This window comes from Methylobacterium iners, from assembly GCF_022179305.1.
GTDB classification, from domain to species: Bacteria; Pseudomonadota; Alphaproteobacteria; order Rhizobiales; family Beijerinckiaceae; genus Methylobacterium; species Methylobacterium iners.
Genome location: NZ_BPQP01000069.1, coordinates 31794 through 49555 on the forward strand (window position 1 = coordinate 31794; position 17762 = coordinate 49555).

Below are 17762 nucleotides of genomic sequence, written 5' to 3' on the forward strand. Positions count from 1 at the left end.
CGGCGGGCCGCGACCCGTTGGCCGCTTACGGTCAAGCTACGACCAACACTCGCTTTTTTCCCGCGTTGTCGCTACACGAGGCGACTCTCCGCGCGAACGCGATCCGCCTCGGCCGATCGCCGCCGCGTCTTTGCCGGCCCTCGACGGGGCCGGATGCGGAGACGCGGACGAGAACCTCCGCGAGGCCGCATCCGAGCAAGTTAGGGAACGCGAATGCCGACCATCGCCCTCGTGGACGACGACCGCAACATCCTCACCTCCGTCTCGATCGCGCTCGAGACCGAGGGCTACCGCATCCAGACCTACACCGACGGCGCTTCGGCCCTCGACGGCCTCAAGCACTCGCCCCCCGATCTCGCGATCTTCGACATCAAGATGCCGCGCATGGACGGGATGGAGCTGCTGCGCCGGCTGCGCCAGAAGTCTGATCTTCCGGTGATCTTCCTCACCTCGAAGGACGAGGAAATCGACGAGCTGTTCGGCCTGAAGATGGGCGCCGACGACTTTATCCACAAACCATTCTCGCAGCGCCTCCTCGTCGAGCGCGTCAAGGCGGTGCTGCGCCGCTTCGCGCCGAAGGACGGCCCGGGCGCCGCGCAGCGCGAGGCCGATGCCGCGGCCCGCTCGCTCGAGCGCGGCCTGCTGATGATGGACCCGGAGCGCCATACCTGCACCTGGAAGCAGGAGCCGGTGACTCTCACCGTCACCGAGTTCCTGATCCTCCAGGCGCTCGCCCATCGGCCCGGCGTCGTGAAGAGCCGCAACGCCCTGATGGACGCGGCCTACGACGATCAGGTCTACGTCGACGACCGGACGATCGACAGCCACATCAAGCGGCTGCGCAAGAAGTTCAAGGTCGTGGATTCGAACTTCGACATGATCGAAACCTTGTACGGCGTCGGGTATCGCTTCAAGGAGAGCTAGCATCCCCGCGCCCGGTCCCTCCCGGACCGTTGGCGAGCTTGGCGAACCTGCTTTCCGGACCATCGTGCCGACCACTGACGAAGAGCACACGCGGCCTCGCGGCCTCCTGAAATGGCCGCGCGCGCTGTGGCAGGGTATCGGCCGGAGCGCCTCGTCGAGCCTGACGCGCCGCATCGTGGTGCTGAACCTAGTCGGGCTCCTCGCCCTGCTGTTCGGCTTCCTCTACCTGAATCAGTTCCGGCAGGGGCTGATCCAGGCCCGGGTCCAGAGCCTGCTGATCCAGGGCGAGATCATCGCAGGCGCCATCGCCTCCTCGGCCTCCGTCGAAACGGACGCGATCCGGATCGACCCGGACAAGCTGCTCCAGCTTCAGGCCGGCGAAGGCGGCAACGCGGGCGAGGACGCGCCTTCCCCCCTTGCCTTCTCGCTGAACCCCGAGCGGGTCGCGCCGCTCCTGCGCCGCCTCGTGACGCCGACCGGCAACCGCGCCCGCGTCTACGACCAGGAGGGCGGGCTGCTCTTCGACACGCGCACGCTCTCGGCGCGGGGCGATCAGCTCACGATCCGGCGGCAGAAGCGCAACTTCCTCGAACAGGGCTGGGACTTCGTTCAGACGCGGGTCCTCGGGCGCGACCTCGCCGATCGTCCCGCCGGAACGGAGGAAGTCGGGCCGGCGAATGGCCGGAGCCTCAAGGAGGTTCAGGTCGCGCTCGCCGGATCGCGGGGGACGCTCGTCCGGCGCAACGAGGGGGGCGAGACCATCGTCTCGGTGGCGGTGCCGATCCAGCGCAGCGGCTCCCTGCGCGGCGCCCTGATGCTCTCGACGCAGGGCGGCGACATCGACCGCGTGATCGCCTCGGAGCGCTTCGGGCTGCTGCAGGTCTTCCTCATCGCGGCCATCGTGATGCTAGTCCTGTCGATCCTGCTCGCCGGCGCCATCGCCGGGCCGGTGCGGCGCCTCGCCGATGCCGCCGAGAAGGTCCGGCTGGGCATCAAGTCGCGGGAAGAGATCCCGGACTTCACGAAGCGCACCGACGAGATCGGGCACCTTTCGGGGGCCCTGCGCGATATGACCCAGGCGCTTTACCGACGCATCGACGCCATCGAGAGCTTCGCGGCCGATGTCAGCCACGAGCTCAAGAACCCGCTGACCTCCCTGCGCAGCGCCGTCGAGACGCTGCCGCTCGCCAAGACCGACGAGTCCCGCGGGCGGCTCATGCAGATCATCCAGCACGACGTGAAGCGCCTCGATCGGCTCATCAGCGACATCTCCGACGCTTCCCGCCTGGATGCCGAGCTCGCGCGGGCCGAGGCGCGGCGCGTCGACATGAGCCGGCTGATCACGACGGTGGTGTCGGTGGCCAACGAGCGCCGCCGGCCCAAAGACGCGCTGATCCACCTCGACATCGAGGCGCCGGCCGCCGATCTGGAGATGCCCTTCGCGATCTTCGGCCACGACAGCCGGCTCGGCCAGGTCATCAACAACCTGCTCGACAATGCCCGATCGTTCTCGCCGCCCGACGCCAAGGTGCGCGTGGCCCTGCGCCGCGTGCGCAATGAGGTAGAGCTCATCGTCGAGGACGAGGGCCCCGGCATTCCGCAGGACGCCCTGGAGCGGATTTTCGAGCGCTTCTACACCGACCGGCCGGAACAGGGCTTCGGCCAGAATTCGGGGCTCGGCCTCTCCATCTCGCGCCAGATCGTCCAGGCGCATCGCGGCACCATCCGAGCCGAGAACCGGCCAGGACCCGCCGACGAGGAGGGCGAGCCGACCGTGCGCGGCGCACGGTTCATCGTGCGGCTACCGAGTGTCCGGTGAGGCCTGCCGCGACCGATGGCGGCGTAGCGCCGGATGCGGCATCCGGGGCGACGATCCACGCGGTCTGCGTGGTGCTGGGGGAGGCCGGGCTCCTGATCCGCGGTGCTGCCGGCAGCGGTAAGTCCCGACTTGCTCTGGAACTCATCGAGCGCGCGGGGCGCAGCGGCCGGCATGCGAGCCTCGTGGCTGACGACCGGGTCGTGATCACGCGATCATCGGGACGGTTGGTCGCCCGGCCGCACCCGGTTCTCACCGGGCTTATCGAGGTCCGCGGGCTGGGTATCCTTCGCGTTGCACAACGGATGGAGGCCGCCGTGCTGCGGCTCGTCCTCGACCTCGTCGATGCCCGGCCGAGGCTGCCCGAACCAGCCATCGATGCCTGCGAGATCCTGGGGGTCTCGCTGGCGCGCCTCGCCCTCGATCGGACGTTGCTCAGCTCCCCCTCGGCGGCAGCGCTGGTCGAGGATCGCTTGATCGCCGACCGCGAGGGCGTTGCCGGACTGTCGCACCCGCCGATTCTCGCATGGGGGAACCCGCCCGACGTGTAGCGCGGGCGGGGAGAGAGTGGCATGATCATGACGGTTTGGTGAGCAAAACGTCGCTAACGTCTTGCGCGCCACCTTGCGGTGCACAAGATGCTGCTCCGCTCACAGGGCGTCGGAAAACGCGTCGATGATTGGAATGGTGCTCGTCACCCACGGGCTGCTCGCCACCGAGTTCAAGGCCGCGCTCGAACACGTCGTCGGTCCGCAACAGCAGATCGAGACGATCACGATCGGCCCCGAGGACGACATGGAGACGCGGCGGCTCGACATCATGTCCGCCGTCGGCCGGGTCGACACGGGCACCGGTGTCGTGGTGCTCACCGACATGTTCGGCGGCACGCCGTCGAACCTCGCCCTCTCGTGCATGAATGGCGGCCGCGTCGAGGTGGTGGCCGGCATCAACCTGCCGATGCTGATCAAGCTCGCGAGCGTCCGCGACGAGGAATCGCTCGGTGACGCCGTGCTGCACGCCCAGGAAGCGGGCCGCAAATACATCAACGTCGCCTCGCGCGTCCTGGCCGGAAAATAATCTTTCCTCGCATCGCTCGACGTCCTAACGACGTTGAGGGTTTCGCGCCTCGCGGCGCGGGAGCGATCGGGGAGCGGCCAAGAGCATGAGCGAGACCTTCGACGACGCCGACGAGCTTCCCTCGGTGCCCGAAGGCGGGCTCCTCCGCATCCTCCCGGTCATCAACAAGCGCGGCCTGCATGCCCGCGCCTCCGCCAAGTTCGTGCAGACCGTGGAGCGTTTCGACGCCGTGGTGACGGTCACCCGCGCGGGGGAAACCGTCGGCGGACGCTCCATCATGGGTCTGCTCACGCTCGGTGCGGCGCAAGGCACCAGCGTCGCGGTGACGGCCGTCGGCGCCGATGCCGAGGCCTGCCTCGCCGCGATCGAGGAGCTGCTCGCCAACCGCTTCGGGGAAGACGATTAGCGCCGGCTACGCCGACGCTTCGCTCCGCGGGCGGCCGCTCTCGGTATCCACCGCGCGCCAGATCAGGGCCTGGGGACCGATGCCGAGCCGCAGCCTCGCGGCGACGGCGGCGCCGTCGCGGCGCATCACGTCGACGCTGGCGAGCCGGCGCTGCGCGAACCGCCGCATCACCACGCGAACCATCGTGGCTTCGGACGGGTCGTTGACGAGGGGGCTCGGCGAGAACCGAGCGTCGAGGCCGAGATACATCTCGACCGCATCGCGGATCCGCTCTGGATCGGCGATCCGCTCGGTCTCCGGCGGCGGGGAGCGAAAGGCGTCGAACGGCCTGACGCCGACGACGCTGTCCGGCGGAATGGCGGCACGGCGCGCGGAGCGCACCGGCGCGATGGTCCGCTCGAACAGGGAGGGGCGCCGGACCTGCGGATCGAGGGCGATCGCCCTGACCGGCTGAATGCCTCGCAGGTGATCCAGCAGCGCCTCGCGCACCTTCTCCCCGCGGTCAGGATCGATCGACGGCCCGATGGTCAGGCCGGGCGGGTGCCAGATTTCGGCGACGCCGTTGCCCCAGAGCCGGTGCGGCATGGCGAGCGGTATCACGGCCTGCAGGTGCTCGCGGCCGGCGAGCGAATTCCACGCGAAGGCGAAGACGAGATCGACCGACCGGGCTTGGTGCTGGGCCGCGGTGAGCAGGTAGTCCGGATCGGCGCGGAACGGCTCGGCGACGCGCAGGCGCGTCAGCAGGGCGCGCCAGGCCGCGACCTCGGCCTCGCCGACGGCCGCCGGGCGATGCAGATCGATCCGCCAGGAGGCTTCACCGCCGAGCGTCTCGGCTTCGACCGCGGATTGTCCGCCGGCGCCGCCTTCGATGACCGTGAACCGTGCTCTCATACTTCGCGTCCCGCTTGTCCTCGTCCCGTTCCGGGACGGCGGCGCCGGTGGGCGCCATCCTCGGACGGGTTCGGACCAAGAACGGTGCCGCCGCAGGTTGCGCCGGGACGGGACTTTGCTCAGCCGCCGGGAATCGCGAGCGGGTTTGCGGTCAGCGCCGCGGCATCCGGTGCATCGGGGCGCGGTCGGCCGAGGAAGGCGTCCCAGAGGCTCGTGACGAAGGCCGGGTCGAGGTCGCGCACGATGAGGACGAGGCGCGAGCGCCGGTCGTCGTCCGGCCAGCGCTCGAGGTGGACCGGCGTATGAATCACGTGCTGGACGCCGTGGACGACGAGCGGCCGGTCGGGCTCGTCGGCGAGCGCCACGAGCCCCTTGAGGCGCAGCAGCTTCGGGCCGTGGCCGGAGCGCAGCAGGTCGAGGAACATCTCGAACGCCGCCCTCGGCACGGGCGCGTCGCTGGTCAGCCCGAAGGCGCGGATCGTGGCGTCGTGGCGGTTCACGTCGTGATGATGGTGCTCATGATCATGGCCGTGGTGATGATCATGGAGCGCCTCGGCGCCGAGCCAGCTCCGGACGTCCTCGCTCTTGCCGTCGAGGCCGAAGAACCCGCCGAGCAGGTCCGCGGCCGGCACGTCGGGACCATCGATCGGGGCCGCAGGGTTGAGGCCGCTGAGGCGAGCGGCCAAGGCGTCCCCGCCATCCGCGGCGAGATCGCGCTTGGCCAGCACGATCCGGTCGGCGACCGCCGCCTGCCGCAGGGCCTCGGGGTGAGCGTCGAGGGTCGCCGCGCCGTTGACGGCATCGACGACGGTGACGACGCCCTGCAGCCGGTACCGCATCACGAGGTAGGGATGGTAGATCAGCGCGTGCAGGATCGGCGCGGGGTCGGCGAGGCCGGTCGTCTCGATGATCACCCGGCGGAACGGCTTGATCCGACCGTTGTCGCGCTTGCGCAGCAGGTCTTCCAGGGTGGCGATGAGATCGCCGCGCACGGTGCAGCACAGGCAGCCGGCGCCGAGCAGGATCATGTCCTCGTCCACCGTCTCGATGAGCAGATGGTCGAGGCCGATCTCGCCGAACTCGTTGACGATGACGACGGTGTCGGCGAGCGCGGGGTCGCGCAGCAGACGGTTCAGCAGGGTGGTCTTGCCGGCCCCGAGGAAGCCCGTGACGACGGTGAGCAGGATCGGATCGGGCGGTCGGGCGGGCTCGGTCATCGCCACGCCGTAGCGCGACCGGCCCGGCCGCTCAATCCTCCGAGGCCTTGCGGGCTGCCGCCGCCTTCGCCGCCGGCTTCGCAGCGACCTTCGCGGCGGGTTTGGCCGCCGGCTTCGCGGCAGCCTTGGCGGCGGGCTTAGGCGCGGGCTTGGCCGAGGCCTTGTCCGAAGCCTTGGCCGCCGGCTTCTTGGGCGATGGCGCGATCACCGGCGCCGTCTCGATCGAGGTGTAGGCGCGGGTCGCGGCCGGAACCGCCTTCGGCTTGGCGACGGAGGCCGCCCGGTCGCGGGCTGCAGCCTCGGACTTCGCCTGGCGGGCCGCCTCGCGCTTCGCCTTGACGGCTTCGAGCTTGGCGCTCCGGGCGGCCTCGCGCTCGGCCTTGTCCGCCTCCTCCTGGGCATTGAGCGCCATCGCGCCCTCGGCCGGATCGCGCCCGATCCAGACCGGGATCGGCTGCAGCGGCGCGCGCGGCGGCAGGGCCCGCCCGCGCAGGGCCGCGCTGTTCATCGTCGCGAAGGCGAGGGCGGCCGTCGGCGCGCCGGCGGCGAGGAACTGCGCGTTGGCGTTGTCGGGCGCGACCCCGGCCGTGACGGCGGTCTGGCCGCTGTCGGTCGGCATCGGCTTGCGCCGATCGCAGATGTAGGGCCGCATGTCCGGCGCCGCGGCGACGCTCGATGCCGGCAGGGATTCGAGCGTCTGCGCCCCCCAGCCCGTCGATTGACCGAAGCCGTAATCGAACAGATCGGAGGCCTTGATGTCGCGCTCGCGGGCGCTGGGCTGGCCCATCACGACGGTGATCAGGCGTCGGCCGTTGCGCGTGGCGCTCGCCACCACGTTGAAGCCGCCCGAGCAGATGAAGCCGGTCTTCATGCCGTCCGCGCCGGCGTAGCGCCCGAGCAGGCCGTTGTGGTTGGCCATCACGGAGCGGCCGAACTGGATGGCGCTGATCGAGAACAGGTCACGCGAGCCCGGGAAGTCGCGGATCAACGCCCGGCCGAGCACGGCCATGTCGCGGGCCGAGGTGTACTGGCGGCTGTCGGGTAGGCCGTGCGGGTTGGTCCAATGGCTCTCGCGCATGCCGATGCGCGCCGCCGTCTCGTTCATCATCGCGGAAAAGCCCTCGACGGACCCGCCGAGATTCTCGCCGATGGCGTAGGCGACGTCGTTGGCCGACTTCACCATGATGATCTTCAGGGCGTTGTCGAGGGTGAGCTGCGTGCCGGGCTTGAAGCCCATCTTGGAGGGCGGCTCGGCCGCCGCGTTGGCCGAGACCGTCAGGAGGGTGTCGAGAGAGGCCCTGCCCTGGCGCACCATGTCGAGGGCCACGTAGGCGGTCATCAGCTTGGTGACGGAGGCCGGAAACCAGGGGTCGGTCGGGGCCTGGCTGTAGATCACCTTGCCCGAATCCACCTCCACCACGAGGATCGGGGCGGTGACCGCGCCGGCGGCGCCGGAGGCGACGACCCCCAGCACGGCCGTGAGCCCCAGGGCGAAGTGCCGGAATGTTCGGTTCGACATCAGGCCTGTCTCGACAAGGGACGTTCCGGCCGCATGACGGGCCGCGTCGTCCTGGGATAGCTAGGGCGTAGACCGGGCATCGACCCGCACCGATTGCGCTCACGATATGGGCTCATGAGCGCGCCGTCCGTGGCAACAGCGTGGCGTGCTTGCGATTTCCACCGGTCGCGGGGCGGAAATTGTGGCGCTGCCGGCCCTCCCCTCCTATGTCGGGGCCCGGAGCGACGCCGCGGCAGCCTTGCGCGGCGCGGATGGACGATGGCGTACGCGGTCAAGGAACTCTTCCACACGCTGCAGGGCGAGGGCGCGCAGGCGGGGCGCGCCGCCGTGTTCTGCCGCTTCTCGGGCTGCAACCTCTGGTCGGGCCGCGAGGAGGATCGCGCCGAGGCGGCCTGCCGCTTCTGCGACACGGATTTCGTCGGCATGGACGGCGAGGGCGGCGGCCGCTTCGCGGACGCGCAGGCGCTGGCCGGGGCGATCGCGGCGACCTGGGCCGGCGGTTCCCACCATCGCTACGTCGTCTTCACCGGCGGCGAGCCCCTGCTGCAGCTGGATTCCGCCCTCATCGACGCCGTGCATGCGCGCGACTTCGAGATCGCGGTGGAAACCAACGGCACTCTGCCCGCCCCGGCGGGGATCGACTGGATCTGCGTCAGCCCGAAGGCCGGCAACCCGCTCGTCCAGACCTCCGGCCACGAGCTGAAGCTCGTCTACCCGCAATCCGGTCTCGACCTCGACGCCTTGGCGGCGCTCGGATTCCGCCATCACTGGCTGCAGCCGATGGACGGACCCGAGGGGCCGGCCAACACGCAGGCCGCGATCGAGCGCTGCCGCCGGGACGCCCGCTGGCGCCTGTCGCTGCAGACCCACAAAATCATCGGGATTCCGTGATCATGAGGGTCCGTCGTGATCAATGTCGGAATGCGCAAGATCAACCTCGAAACGCGCAAGATCATCGTGATTCCGCACGATGATCGGCAGCATGATTGTCATGGGCGTGCCAGTTTGCGCGCCCGTTTCGCGGAGCGACGATCCTCGCGGGTGGTGCGGTCGATCCGCGGGGCGAAGCCGGGCTGGCTCTCGCCGTCCGGGTCGTCCCCGCTCGGCGGGAGGTCCGTTGCCGAGGGGCCGGCGGAGCGCGGGCCGGCATAGGGCGCCCGGACGCCGGTGAAGCGCAGGTCCGAGAAATCGGCGAGGCAGCGCGCCGCGTCCAGGAGCTCGGCCGAGGAGGTCACCGCGCCGATCGCCTCCGCCGGGAGGCGGTACAGCCGGCCCTCGTCCGAGAAGAGCAGGTCGCCATTGCGGTCGAAGGCGGCCCAGCCGGCGAGCGGCAGGTCGATTGCCGCGCCTCCCGACGTCACCAGCCTGTGCTCGATCGCCTCCTGCGACGAGACCTGGCCGCCGTTGGCTACGCGACGAGGCCAGGATCCCCGGAAGCGGATCAGGGCATGGCCGTGCGGGCCTGGCCACGCGTCGTGGTCCTTGCCGGGCCTCGGCTGCCAGGGACAGGCGCGCAGCGGCGCGTGCGGGGCATCGAGGCTTCGACGGAAGGGCAGCACCGTGATGCCGCGGGGCAGGTTGAACCCGTCCGCGAGGGCGTAAGGGCCCAGGCCGTGTTGCAGGACCATCTCGCGGTCGGACAGGAACCAGCCGCCGCCGTGCCAGGTGTCGCCCATCGGCCAGAGCGCGACCGCGGTGAAATTGGGCGGCTTCGAGAGGACGGTCCAGGTTCCGTACGGACCTCGATACTTGCCCATGAAGGTGATGAGCCAGCGCCCGTTCGGGGACAGGCCGCCCCAGGACGGCTGCACCATGCCCTCGAACCATTGGCCGACCTGGAAGGAATCGTCCGAGCAGTCCCAGGCGATGAGGCAGGTGTGCTTGGAGGGGCCGCGCCGGTAGAGGACCGCCATCGGCGAGGCGCCGGCGAAGGTGGCGTAGAGCGTGCATTTCCACCGCTCCGGCGTCATGGGGACATCCTCCTCGCGCCGGCGGGGCAGTGGCCCGCACCGGCCGTCGGCCGCGGCGACGCAAGCGGCGGGTTTCGGTGCTAAGGGAGGCGCCTGAGGACGACGCCGTCCCTCGTGACCCATCTACCCGCTCCATCGAGACCATTGAAGCCGATTGCCGATGAAGATCACCCAAGCCTTCACCTTCGAGGCGGCGCATTGGCTGCCGAACGTGCCCGACACCCACCGCTGCCGGCGCATGCACGGGCATTCCTACCGGGTCGAGCTGACGCTCAGCGCGCCGGTCGATCCGCAGACCGGCTGGGTGGTCGACTTCTTCGACGTCGAGACGGCCTTCGCGCCGATCCTCGCCCGGCTCGACCATTACTGCCTGAACGAGGTCGAAGGCCTCGAGAACCCGACCGCCGAGCACATCGCGGCCTGGATCTGGCATCGCGCCAAGGGCGCGCTGCCGGCCCTGTCGTCGGTGCGCGTGTACGAGACGCCGATGTCCTGGGCCGAGTACGAGGGCGATTGACGCGAATGACCGACGAGGGCGCCCTGGTCCTGTTCTCGGGCGGGCAGGATTCCACCACCTGCCTCGCCTGGGCGCTGGCGCGCTACGCCCGCGTCGAGACGCTCGGCTTCGATTACGGCCAGCGCCACCGCATCGAGCTCGAGGGCCGCGAACGCCTGCGGGCGGGGATCGCCGCCCTCGATCCCGCCTGGGCCGGGCGGCTGGGCGAGGACCACACGCTCAGTCTCGACGCGCTGGGCCGCATCTCCGAGACGGCGCTCACCCGCGAGGGCGCCATCGCCTTCGCGGCCGATGGCCTGCCCAACACCTTCGTGCCGGGCCGCAACCTCCTCTTTCTCACCTTCGCGGCGGCGCTGGCCTATCGCCGGGGCCTGCGCCGGATCGTCGGCGGCATGTGCGAGACCGATTTCTCGGGCTATCCCGATTGCCGGGACGACACCATCAAGGCGCTGCAGGTGACGCTGAACCTCGGCATGGACCGCCGCTTCGTCCTTGAGACCCCGCTGATGTGGGTGGACAAGGCCGGCACCTGGGCGCTGGCCCAGGACCTCGGCGGCCGGGCCCTCGTCGACCTCATCGTCGAGGACACCCACACCTGCTACCTCGGCGAGCGCGGCACGCGGCACGAGTGGGGGTACGGGTGCGGGACGTGCCCGGCCTGCGAGCTGCGGGCGAAGGGCTTCCGGGCGTTTTCCGCGAGGCCGATCCCCTGAGCCGGCGGATGCCTCTCCCTTCGCTTCGGGAAGATCGACCGCCAGAGTTCCGCCGCATCGCCTGTGCGGAGGCAGACACGCTGGATGATCTCGGCGACCCATCGTGCGCTCCGAGCGCTCGTAACGGGACGAGCGCGCCTGCTGGGTCGCGCCATGGGTCCGTCTCAGACCTTTACGGTTCGCAGGTGACGCTCACCGCATGGCGCCGTGCCACTGCCCAAGTCGCAGAACGATGGCCTGAGGTCTGAACTCGGCCGGCCGACTGGCGAGCTTTCGCTCCCGATCCATTGCGGAAGTCCGGCTCGCGACGGCTTCGCGCCATTAGCCGACACTGGGCTCGGATGGGCTGAACTGCTGCTCTCGACCTGCTGCGGAAGGTCCGCTTTCAGGAGGGCGAGCGCGATGGTGGGGCCCTCGAGTAGCAGCACCTTCGGTGTCCGTGGGACGGCCTGGACGATAAGGTTCAATGCCAACTCAGGTCAGTTGCGCTATCCTGCCGCTTACGCATCGGGTGGGACAGCCTGCCTGGCATAAACGGAGCGAGCCCTTCCATGTTCGACGAATACGGCGTTCCCCGCGGCGCTGAGTTGGACGAAGCCGGGCTGCCCCCGCTTTATCATTTCGTCTATTGCAGCCGTGCCGCCGACGGCGTCGACGACGCCGAGGTCAGTCGCATCGTCGAGGCGGCCTAGCGCCACAACCTCGCGCGCGGCATCACCGGGGTGTTGGTTTTCGGCAGCGGCGTCTTCTTCCAGTGGATCGAAGGGCCGGCCGCCCAGATACGGAAGCTGATCGCGAGCCTGCATGGCGATCCGCGCCATTATGATATCGTCTCCCTGAGCCAGAGCGAGGAAGAGCGAGAGCGTCTCTATCCAAATTGGGACATGGAGAGGGTCGAAGCCGAGGACATCCGCCTGGTGCTCCAGGACGCGCTCGAAAGCGCGGAAGACAAGAACAACGTCGCGGCACTCACACGGATTCTCAAGCAACTCGACTCGGGGCCGCTCGACTCGCTTGGGCAAGGCTGATCGGGCCGGCAACCCATACCTTCAAGCCAATCCGCCGGACGGGCCGCTCAGGAAGCTTCGAGGGGGATGTCCAAGGTGCAGACGGCGCCTGCAGGCTCGTAGAAAATCTTCACCTTGCCCCCAAGCTCGTTGGCCAGTCCGCGCTCGATCATCCGGCTGCCGAACCCGCGACGGGTGGGCGGCAACACGGGTGGGCCGTCGCGTTCCCGCCAGTGCATGGTAAGACGCGGCCCGGCCTCGTAGGGGTCGTTCGCATCCTCGACGGTGGCCCAGGACACCGACACGGCGCCCGTCTCGTTCGACAAGGCTCCGTACTTTGTCGCGTTCGTCGCAAGCTCGTGCAGCATCATCGACAGAGCAAGGGCGGTGCGTGGCACCACCCGCACGGCATCACCCTGCCAGCGACAGCGTTGCCGATCGGCATTGTGGAGGCAGAGAGCATCGGACACGATCCGGCTGAGGTCTGCGCTCTCCCACTTCTCGGCAGTGAGCAGGTCGTGGGCTTTGGCCAGGGCGATCAGTCGTGCCGTGATCGCTTCGCGGGCCTCGCCGAGGGACATAGCGGACCGGAGCGATTGGGTCGTGAACGCCTGGACCGTGGCGAGGGTATTCTTCACCCGATGATTGAGCTCGTGGATGAGAAGCTGCTGATGCTCGCTGGCCATCTGGATCTCGGTCAGATCCCTTAGGATCTTGAGAAAGCCCGCAAGCCCGCCCGCATCGGCATCATCAGGCCGTTGGCCCAGAATCGCTTGCCGTCCTTGCGCAAGTGCCAGCGGTTGTCGTCGGCACGGCCTTCGATGACCGCCAGCCGCATCTCCGCCTCCGCCATGGCCTCCCTGTTGTCATCGGCCGTGAAGATGACGTTCACAGGACGGCCGATGGCCTCCTCCTCGCTCCATCCCAGCAGGTTCTCCGCGCCCGTATTCCAGCCTGTGATGCGGCCAGCCAAGTCGATGGTGAAGATCGCGTAGTCCCGCGCGCTCTCCACCGCGAGCCGGTAGCGGGCCTCGTTTGCCGCCAGCAAGGTCGATTGTGCCGTTAGGGTGACGAGAGATTGCTCCAGCTTTGCCGACCGCTCCTGCTCCAAGGCCAGGGCCGCCCGGCACTCCGCGATCTCGCGCTCGTACTCCACGATCGCCAACGGCGTGCCGTCGGCCACACGCTGCACGGCCTCATCCAGGGCTCGCCTCAGACGGGCGTTCTCCGCTTCGAGCGCGGCTTCGCGATCAACGTTAGAAAGATTGGACGTGTCGCGACCTATCAACCTGTTCCCTCCCGAACGACCCCAGTCCGCAGCCGGGTTACGGCTGCCCGAACAAGGTGTCGTTTCGGCTTCGCCAAGCTTCATCCAAGAGCCATTTGTAATCCTGGTCTGGCATGAGGGGGACGGCTCTGACGGCAGCGTTCGCTATGGGCAGGAAGAAGCTGTCGCGCTCCTGCGAGACCTTCAGAGATCGGAGCGAAACGACGATGCTGTCCTTTCCGGGCGTAAAGAAGCCGCCTGCGGCGACGACAGCGTAATCCCGACGGTCCTTCGTCCCAAAGACGATGTTTCTGACCTCACCGACGATCTTGTCGTCGGAGCTGCGAACTTCGGCACCGATGATCTGATCAGAACGCAGGCCCAGGGACAGATCGTCGACGCTGACCAATGGCCTGGCATCTTTCTCATCGCGTCGGCCCTTCCTGGCCCCGCGCTGAACCTTCGGGTCTCGTGCGGCCATCTGTTCTTCGGCGGCATCCTCGTCGTTGTCGCCCAGATTGCTCATGTTCGGGCCGGCGATCAGCTCACGGATGTTGCCCATGAGGCGCTCGCAATCGGCGTGTCGCCCATAGGTCCAAAGCGTGAAGGCAGCATCCCGCAAGCTGCGAAGGTCCTTCACGGTCTGCCGGTTCTCAGGACCACGAAGGTCAGGCTTCTGGAGGATTGCTTCCTCCAGCTTGGCATCCGAGATCTGGCACTCGGCGAGGGCGGGCGTCATGCCAAGCAGGCCGAGGAGAAGGGCGGCGAGGACGCGGGTGGGCGGGTTCATTTTGAGCCTTCGTCGGCCAACGGGAATGCTACGAGTAAGCGTTCAGCGGACGGGACATGTCTGGTGCGCTCTGGCTCGCGGGTACGACGGGCAGTCGAGCCTGGACTTTCGTCAAACGAAGGTTCGCTGCCGACCGATACCAGATCATCCGTCATTCCCGGTGCGACTTCGATCACGATCAGCATGGTTGCAGTCATGGCGCAAACATCTGAAGTATCCCGCAAGCTAATGCGGAGTCGATAGGCGTTTTCCCCTAAAGACAATCCTGCGGACGTCTCAGAAAACAACCGATGCACCTTGTTGGGAAGAGCGCTGCGATTGCGGTGCTCGGTGCCTTCGTCATCGCGAAAGGCCTGCCCGTCGTGCCCTCGAATAGGTAACGCGTCATGAGGCTCTCCGCATCGAACAGGCGGGAGCACAACGAGCTCTCAAGCGCTGACGCCCAAATCCGATGGCCAGCGACAACAGGAAGATAAGCAACATTTCGCAATAATACAACAATTTTTCTATTATATTCTCGAGATTGATTTGGTTGCTCAAAAATAATCCGAGACTTCAAAAATGATTTTGGAACAAATTACAATCCTCAAGCATAACTTTGACCGTACAGTGATGTATAGCTGTAGCGGAATGTGTGAGGGCCTTTGTGATAATATTAGATCCAGTGAGCGGAAAGCGCGTAAAATTTCCAGTATTGAATGTCGAGAAGCCGTCCGTGCGGCTACCCTACGCTGATCGGCACAACCACATCACCGTATGCGGGGCTCAGTCCGCTGTAACGGTGGCGCGCCCGAACTGTGCCCGTCCCTGTACCAAGCTCTGATCGTCAACATGTGACCAGTCAAGGGAAGCGTTGCAACAAGGATGTTGGTGACCGCCGAGGATGGCCAGCCGATCTACTCGACTACGCTCTCCTTCGCGGGCCTTCGGCTGGTCCGGTAAGCATCGAAGACGTTTGGACGCCGTGCCGGCGAATGTCCCCTCTTGAGGGCGGCGCGACCCGACTTCTGCGGCAAGGTTTGGCCCGGGGCAGAACGTCCGCTTCGGGACGGAAGGCCACAGCCGCTTCCCACCCCGACAAGACCTTGGTCGTCGAGCGCTCGAATGTCCGCTTGAAGTCACGCCCGGCCGTTCACCGCCTCAGGCGAATGACCGCATTCCACCCAAGGCGGACGTTCCGTCCTCAAGCCGTACCGGCTGGCGCGTGAAGAGGTTTCATGACGAGACAGCTGTGCGAGGGAACCAGCTGTTGTTTTCCAACTCGTCGGCTTTGCTGAAGAACGGAAAACTGCTGCCTTCCGAATGGAAACCTTCCAGTGTCCAAGATCGAACGACCGACACTCAATGTTGGACATAATCCCAGACCTTGGAGATGACGACCGACCCTTCTCCCACGGACGATGCGACCCGCTTGACCGAACCAGCGCGCACATCGCCGACCGCGAAGATGCCGGGGTGGGACGTCGCATAGGGCGAGCCGGCGCCGACCGCGTCTCCGGTCAGCACGAACCCGTGTTTGTCGAGTTCAAGGAGCCCCGAGAGCCATTGGGTGTTGGGTGCAGCCCCGACCATGACAAACACGGCGCATGTCGGGATCGTCCGGACCGTCCCATCCACGACGCTGCGGATGGTCACCGCTTCGAGGTGATCCTGGCCATGAAGGGCGCTGACCTCGGAACCGTATTCGATCGTGATCGCCGGATCGGCTTCCAGGCGGCTCGAAAGGTAGTTCGACATCGAGGCCGCGAGTGAGGGACCGCGCACGAGAAGGCGGACATGCCTGGCCGAGCGACTGAGAAACATCGCGGCCTGGCCTGCGGAGTTGCCGCCACCGATGACGATGGTCTCGGCGTTCCGGCAATAGCGCGCCTCGATTTCCGTGGCCGCATAATAGACGCCTGCTCCCTCGAACGCCTCGAGCCGGTCGATCGGCAGGCGCCGGTACTGAACACCGGTCGCGACGACGACGGCACGCCCGCGAACCCGCTGATTGTTCTCGAACGTGGCACAGAATGCGCCGTCTTCGAGCCGCTCCAGCTTCGCCACCCGCCGTGGCATCGCGAACCGCGTCCCGAATTTCATTGCCTGCACCTCACCGCGCCAGACGAGGTCTGCGCCCGAGATGCCGGTCGGAAATCCCATGTAGTTCTCGATCCGACTCGACGTGCCGGCTTGGCCACCGATCGCGAGGTCCTCGACGACCAGCGCTCGTAGGCCCTCCGCGCCTGCGTAGACGCCCGCTGCCACGCCGGCCGGGCCGCCGCCGACGATGAGAACGTCGAAAGTCTCGTCGTCGACGAGGTTGTAGTTGAGGCCCAGCAGATGGGCGACCTTGTCGGGCGTCGGCTCCGTCACGACGACGTCGCGTCCGAAGATCACCGCCGGCCGGTCGGAGGCGATCGCACAGCTCGTGGCGACGGCTTCAGCCTCCGGGCTGCCCAGCGCGTAGGACCTGTAGGGAAGGCGGTTGCGGCTCGCGAACTCCGCGACCCGTCGCACGGCCCGGTCGTCATCTTCGCCGATCAGCACCAAGGTGCCGTCTCGCGAGTCGAGTTGCCGCCGCCGCCGTGCAGCGAGAACCGTGATGATGATGTCCGACATCTCGGGGATTTCGGACATCAGCCGCAGCATCTCCAGCCGCGGCACCTCGACGACGGTGGTATCCCGGACCGCCCGCATGGGCATCGACCAATTGCCGCCGCTCAAGATCGAGATTTCGCCCATGAACTGCGTCGGCCCGAGCGTGGACGGAACGTGACGCTCATCCGTGAACGGATTCACCACTTCGATCTCGCCCGCTTCGACATAGACGAACCGATCGGCAGGTTCGCCAGCGCGGACGAGGAAAGTCCCAGCCGGGTAATGCCGTTCGACCCCCGCGGCCTGCAGCGCTGCGATATGCGATGCTGCGAGGGGGACGCGCTGCATCTCCTGCAGGTCCCGGCCGATCGTCTCCATGTTCCGATTCCCTGCGCTCTGACCGGTGCGGTGAAGCATTGATCACGCAGCTTGGCCAGACAAGTCGACAGCGTTGCAAGGTGCCCGAGCTTCGCTACGCACCGATCGCGTGCAGCAGGATCTCACGCCGATGCGGCCGGTCGCGGTGCTCGATGAGGTAGAGGCCCTGCCAGGTGCCGAGCCCGAGCCGGCCGCCGACCACCGGAATCGTGAGGCTCGTATCGGTCACCATCGTGCGGATATGGGCGGGCATGTCGTCCGGTCCCTCGATGCCGTGGACGTAGCCGGCATGGCGCGGCGCGAGGCTATCGAGCGCCGTCATCAGGTCGGTGCGCACGTCCGGATCGGCGTTCTCCTGGATGGTCAGCGAGGCCGAGGTGTGCCGGCAGAAGACGGTGACCAGCCCCTGCCCGATCCCGCTCCGCTCGACGAAGCCGGCGACCGTCGCGGTGATGTCGGTGAAGCCCTGCCCCGGCGTCGCGACCGCGAACCGCGCGCTGGCCTGCCGGCGGACCTCGCCGGCCCCGAAATCCTCGATCTGCCCGATCTTGCCAGACCGTCTCATGGGGGTTCCGTCCGATCGTTGCGCCGCATCGGCCCTTTCCCGGACGCCTGGAGCGTCAGTGGAAGGCGATCGGGGACCCAGCGCAGGAACCGGCCGCGCCAGCGGCTCATGATGATCGGCGCCAG

The 17762-nt window shown here is 67.7% G+C and carries 19 protein-coding genes and 1 pseudogene; 10 read left to right on the top strand and 10 right to left on the bottom strand.

The window, feature by feature from the left end; all coding sequences use genetic code 11:
- Positions 1–213 precede the first annotated feature (213 nt).
- The 5 genes from MFF55_RS20180 to MFF55_RS20200 all read left to right on the top strand — a co-directional run bounded on the left by MFF55_RS20180 (position 214) and on the right by MFF55_RS20200 (position 4223).
- Positions 214–924 (top strand): response regulator transcription factor, encoded by a 711-nt coding sequence (locus MFF55_RS20180; RefSeq protein WP_238245900.1) that lies wholly within the window; start codon positions 214–216, stop codon positions 922–924.
- Between the two features lie 64 nt (positions 925–988).
- Positions 989–2743, top strand: a complete 1755-nt coding sequence (locus MFF55_RS20185; RefSeq protein WP_373874845.1) for a sensor histidine kinase — start codon at positions 989–991, stop codon at positions 2741–2743.
- Positions 2740–3291: an HPr kinase/phosphorylase gene (locus MFF55_RS20190; protein WP_238245901.1), complete on the top strand. Its 552-nt coding sequence runs from the start codon at positions 2740–2742 to the stop codon at positions 3289–3291. Before MFF55_RS20185 ends, MFF55_RS20190 begins: the two co-directional genes overlap by 4 nt.
- Positions 3292–3415: 124 nt before the next feature.
- Positions 3416–3817, top strand: a complete 402-nt coding sequence (locus MFF55_RS20195; protein WP_238245902.1) for a PTS sugar transporter subunit IIA — start codon at positions 3416–3418, stop codon at positions 3815–3817.
- 85 nt (positions 3818–3902) lie between these two features.
- The gene (locus MFF55_RS20200; protein ID WP_238245903.1) at positions 3903–4223 is read left to right on the top strand and encodes an HPr family phosphocarrier protein; all 321 of its coding nucleotides are present in this window, start codon (positions 3903–3905) and stop codon (positions 4221–4223) included.
- A gap of 6 nt (positions 4224–4229) precedes the next feature.
- Here the strand turns inward: MFF55_RS20200 and MFF55_RS20205 are convergent, their stop codons facing one another.
- From MFF55_RS20205 to MFF55_RS20215, 3 genes are all read right to left on the bottom strand, one after another.
- Positions 4230–5114: a GNAT family N-acetyltransferase gene (locus MFF55_RS20205; RefSeq protein ID WP_238245904.1), complete on the bottom strand. Its 885-nt coding sequence runs from the start codon at positions 5112–5114 to the stop codon at positions 4230–4232.
- A gap of 119 nt (positions 5115–5233) precedes the next feature.
- Complete coding sequence (locus tag MFF55_RS20210) at positions 5234–6331, bottom strand: CobW family GTP-binding protein (protein ID WP_238245905.1); 1098 nt, start codon at positions 6329–6331, stop codon at positions 5234–5236.
- 31 nt (positions 6332–6362) lie between these two features.
- A complete protein-coding gene (locus tag MFF55_RS20215; protein WP_238245906.1) occupies positions 6363–7850 on the bottom strand; it encodes a D-alanyl-D-alanine carboxypeptidase family protein in 1488 nt (495 codons plus the stop codon).
- A 258-nt stretch (positions 7851–8108) separates the two neighbouring features.
- Between MFF55_RS20215 and queE the strand changes: the two genes are divergently transcribed.
- Complete coding sequence (gene queE / locus MFF55_RS20220) at positions 8109–8741, top strand: 7-carboxy-7-deazaguanine synthase (RefSeq protein ID WP_238245907.1); 633 nt, start codon at positions 8109–8111, stop codon at positions 8739–8741.
- A 98-nt stretch (positions 8742–8839) separates the two neighbouring features.
- Here the strand turns inward: queE and MFF55_RS20225 are convergent, their stop codons facing one another.
- Entirely contained in the window at positions 8840–9820 is a 981-nt protein-coding gene (locus tag MFF55_RS20225; RefSeq protein ID WP_238245908.1) for a hypothetical protein, read from the bottom strand.
- Positions 9821–9980: 160 nt separating this feature from the next.
- On the opposite strand from MFF55_RS20225, the gene queD reads away from it, so the two are divergent.
- From queD to MFF55_RS20245, 4 genes and pseudogenes are all read left to right on the top strand, one after another.
- Positions 9981–10337, top strand: coding sequence for a 6-carboxytetrahydropterin synthase QueD (gene queD, locus MFF55_RS20230; protein WP_238245909.1), 357 nt, complete (start codon positions 9981–9983; stop codon positions 10335–10337).
- Positions 10338–10342: 5 nt separating this feature from the next.
- Entirely contained in the window at positions 10343–11050 is a 708-nt protein-coding gene (gene queC, locus MFF55_RS20235) for a 7-cyano-7-deazaguanine synthase QueC (protein WP_238245910.1), read from the top strand.
- 551 nt (positions 11051–11601) lie between these two features.
- Positions 11602–11742, top strand: a complete 141-nt coding sequence (locus tag MFF55_RS20240; RefSeq protein WP_238245911.1) for a hypothetical protein — start codon at positions 11602–11604, stop codon at positions 11740–11742.
- Between the two features lie 12 nt (positions 11743–11754).
- Positions 11755–12078, top strand: a pseudogene (locus MFF55_RS20245) (BLUF domain-containing protein); the annotation flags it as partial.
- A gap of 47 nt (positions 12079–12125) precedes the next feature.
- On the opposite strand, the gene MFF55_RS20250 reads toward MFF55_RS20245, so the two are convergent.
- The 6 genes from MFF55_RS20250 to MFF55_RS20275 form a co-directional block, all read right to left on the bottom strand.
- The gene (locus tag MFF55_RS20250) at positions 12126–12743 is read right to left on the bottom strand and encodes a sensor histidine kinase (protein WP_238245913.1); all 618 of its coding nucleotides are present in this window, start codon (positions 12741–12743) and stop codon (positions 12126–12128) included.
- A 20-nt stretch (positions 12744–12763) separates the two neighbouring features.
- Entirely contained in the window at positions 12764–13345 is a 582-nt protein-coding gene (locus MFF55_RS20255; RefSeq protein WP_238245914.1) for a PAS domain S-box protein, read from the bottom strand.
- Positions 13346–13382: 37 nt separating this feature from the next.
- Positions 13383–14114: a PRC-barrel domain-containing protein gene (locus MFF55_RS20260; RefSeq protein WP_238245915.1), complete on the bottom strand. Its 732-nt coding sequence runs from the start codon at positions 14112–14114 to the stop codon at positions 13383–13385.
- Positions 14111–14299, bottom strand: a complete 189-nt coding sequence (locus tag MFF55_RS20265; protein ID WP_238245916.1) for a hypothetical protein — start codon at positions 14297–14299, stop codon at positions 14111–14113. Before MFF55_RS20265 ends, MFF55_RS20260 begins: the two co-directional genes overlap by 4 nt.
- A 1156-nt stretch (positions 14300–15455) precedes the next feature.
- Entirely contained in the window at positions 15456–17072 is a 1617-nt protein-coding gene (locus MFF55_RS20270; protein WP_238245917.1) for an FAD-dependent oxidoreductase, read from the bottom strand.
- A gap of 94 nt (positions 17073–17166) precedes the next feature.
- Positions 17167–17637: a secondary thiamine-phosphate synthase enzyme YjbQ gene (locus MFF55_RS20275; protein WP_238245918.1), complete on the bottom strand. Its 471-nt coding sequence runs from the start codon at positions 17635–17637 to the stop codon at positions 17167–17169.
- Positions 17638–17762: the final 125 nt, after the last annotated feature.

Bases quoted from the DNA above. Each gene is read 5' to 3' on its own strand.
- queC (WP_238245910.1), top strand. From the start codon at position 10,343: ATGACCGACGAGGGCGCCCTGGTCCTGTTCTCGGGCGGGCAGGATTCC.
- MFF55_RS20225 (WP_238245908.1), bottom strand. From the start codon at position 9,820: ATGACGCCGGAGCGGTGGAAATGCACGCTCTACGCCACCTTCGCCGGC.
- MFF55_RS20270 (WP_238245917.1), bottom strand. From the start codon at position 17,072: ATGGAGACGATCGGCCGGGACCTGCAGGAGATGCAGCGCGTCCCCCTC.
- MFF55_RS20265 (WP_238245916.1), bottom strand. From the start codon at position 14,299: ATGCTGATCGTGATCGAAGTCGCACCGGGAATGACGGATGATCTGGTA.
- queD (WP_238245909.1), top strand. From the start codon at position 9,981: ATGAAGATCACCCAAGCCTTCACCTTCGAGGCGGCGCATTGGCTGCCG.
- MFF55_RS20260 (WP_238245915.1), bottom strand. From the start codon at position 14,114: ATGAACCCGCCCACCCGCGTCCTCGCCGCCCTTCTCCTCGGCCTGCTT.
- MFF55_RS20200 (WP_238245903.1), top strand. From the start codon at position 3,903: ATGAGCGAGACCTTCGACGACGCCGACGAGCTTCCCTCGGTGCCCGAA.
- MFF55_RS20240 (WP_238245911.1), top strand. From the start codon at position 11,602: ATGTTCGACGAATACGGCGTTCCCCGCGGCGCTGAGTTGGACGAAGCC.
- MFF55_RS20180 (WP_238245900.1), top strand. From the start codon at position 214: ATGCCGACCATCGCCCTCGTGGACGACGACCGCAACATCCTCACCTCC.
- MFF55_RS20195 (WP_238245902.1), top strand. From the start codon at position 3,416: ATGATTGGAATGGTGCTCGTCACCCACGGGCTGCTCGCCACCGAGTTC.
- queE (WP_238245907.1), top strand. From the start codon at position 8,109: ATGGCGTACGCGGTCAAGGAACTCTTCCACACGCTGCAGGGCGAGGGC.
- MFF55_RS20210 (WP_238245905.1), bottom strand. From the start codon at position 6,331: ATGACCGAGCCCGCCCGACCGCCCGATCCGATCCTGCTCACCGTCGTC.
- MFF55_RS20205 (WP_238245904.1), bottom strand. From the start codon at position 5,114: ATGAGAGCACGGTTCACGGTCATCGAAGGCGGCGCCGGCGGACAATCC.
- MFF55_RS20250 (WP_238245913.1), bottom strand. From the start codon at position 12,743: ATGGCCAGCGAGCATCAGCAGCTTCTCATCCACGAGCTCAATCATCGG.
- MFF55_RS20215 (WP_238245906.1), bottom strand. From the start codon at position 7,850: ATGTCGAACCGAACATTCCGGCACTTCGCCCTGGGGCTCACGGCCGTG.
- MFF55_RS20275 (WP_238245918.1), bottom strand. From the start codon at position 17,637: ATGAGACGGTCTGGCAAGATCGGGCAGATCGAGGATTTCGGGGCCGGC.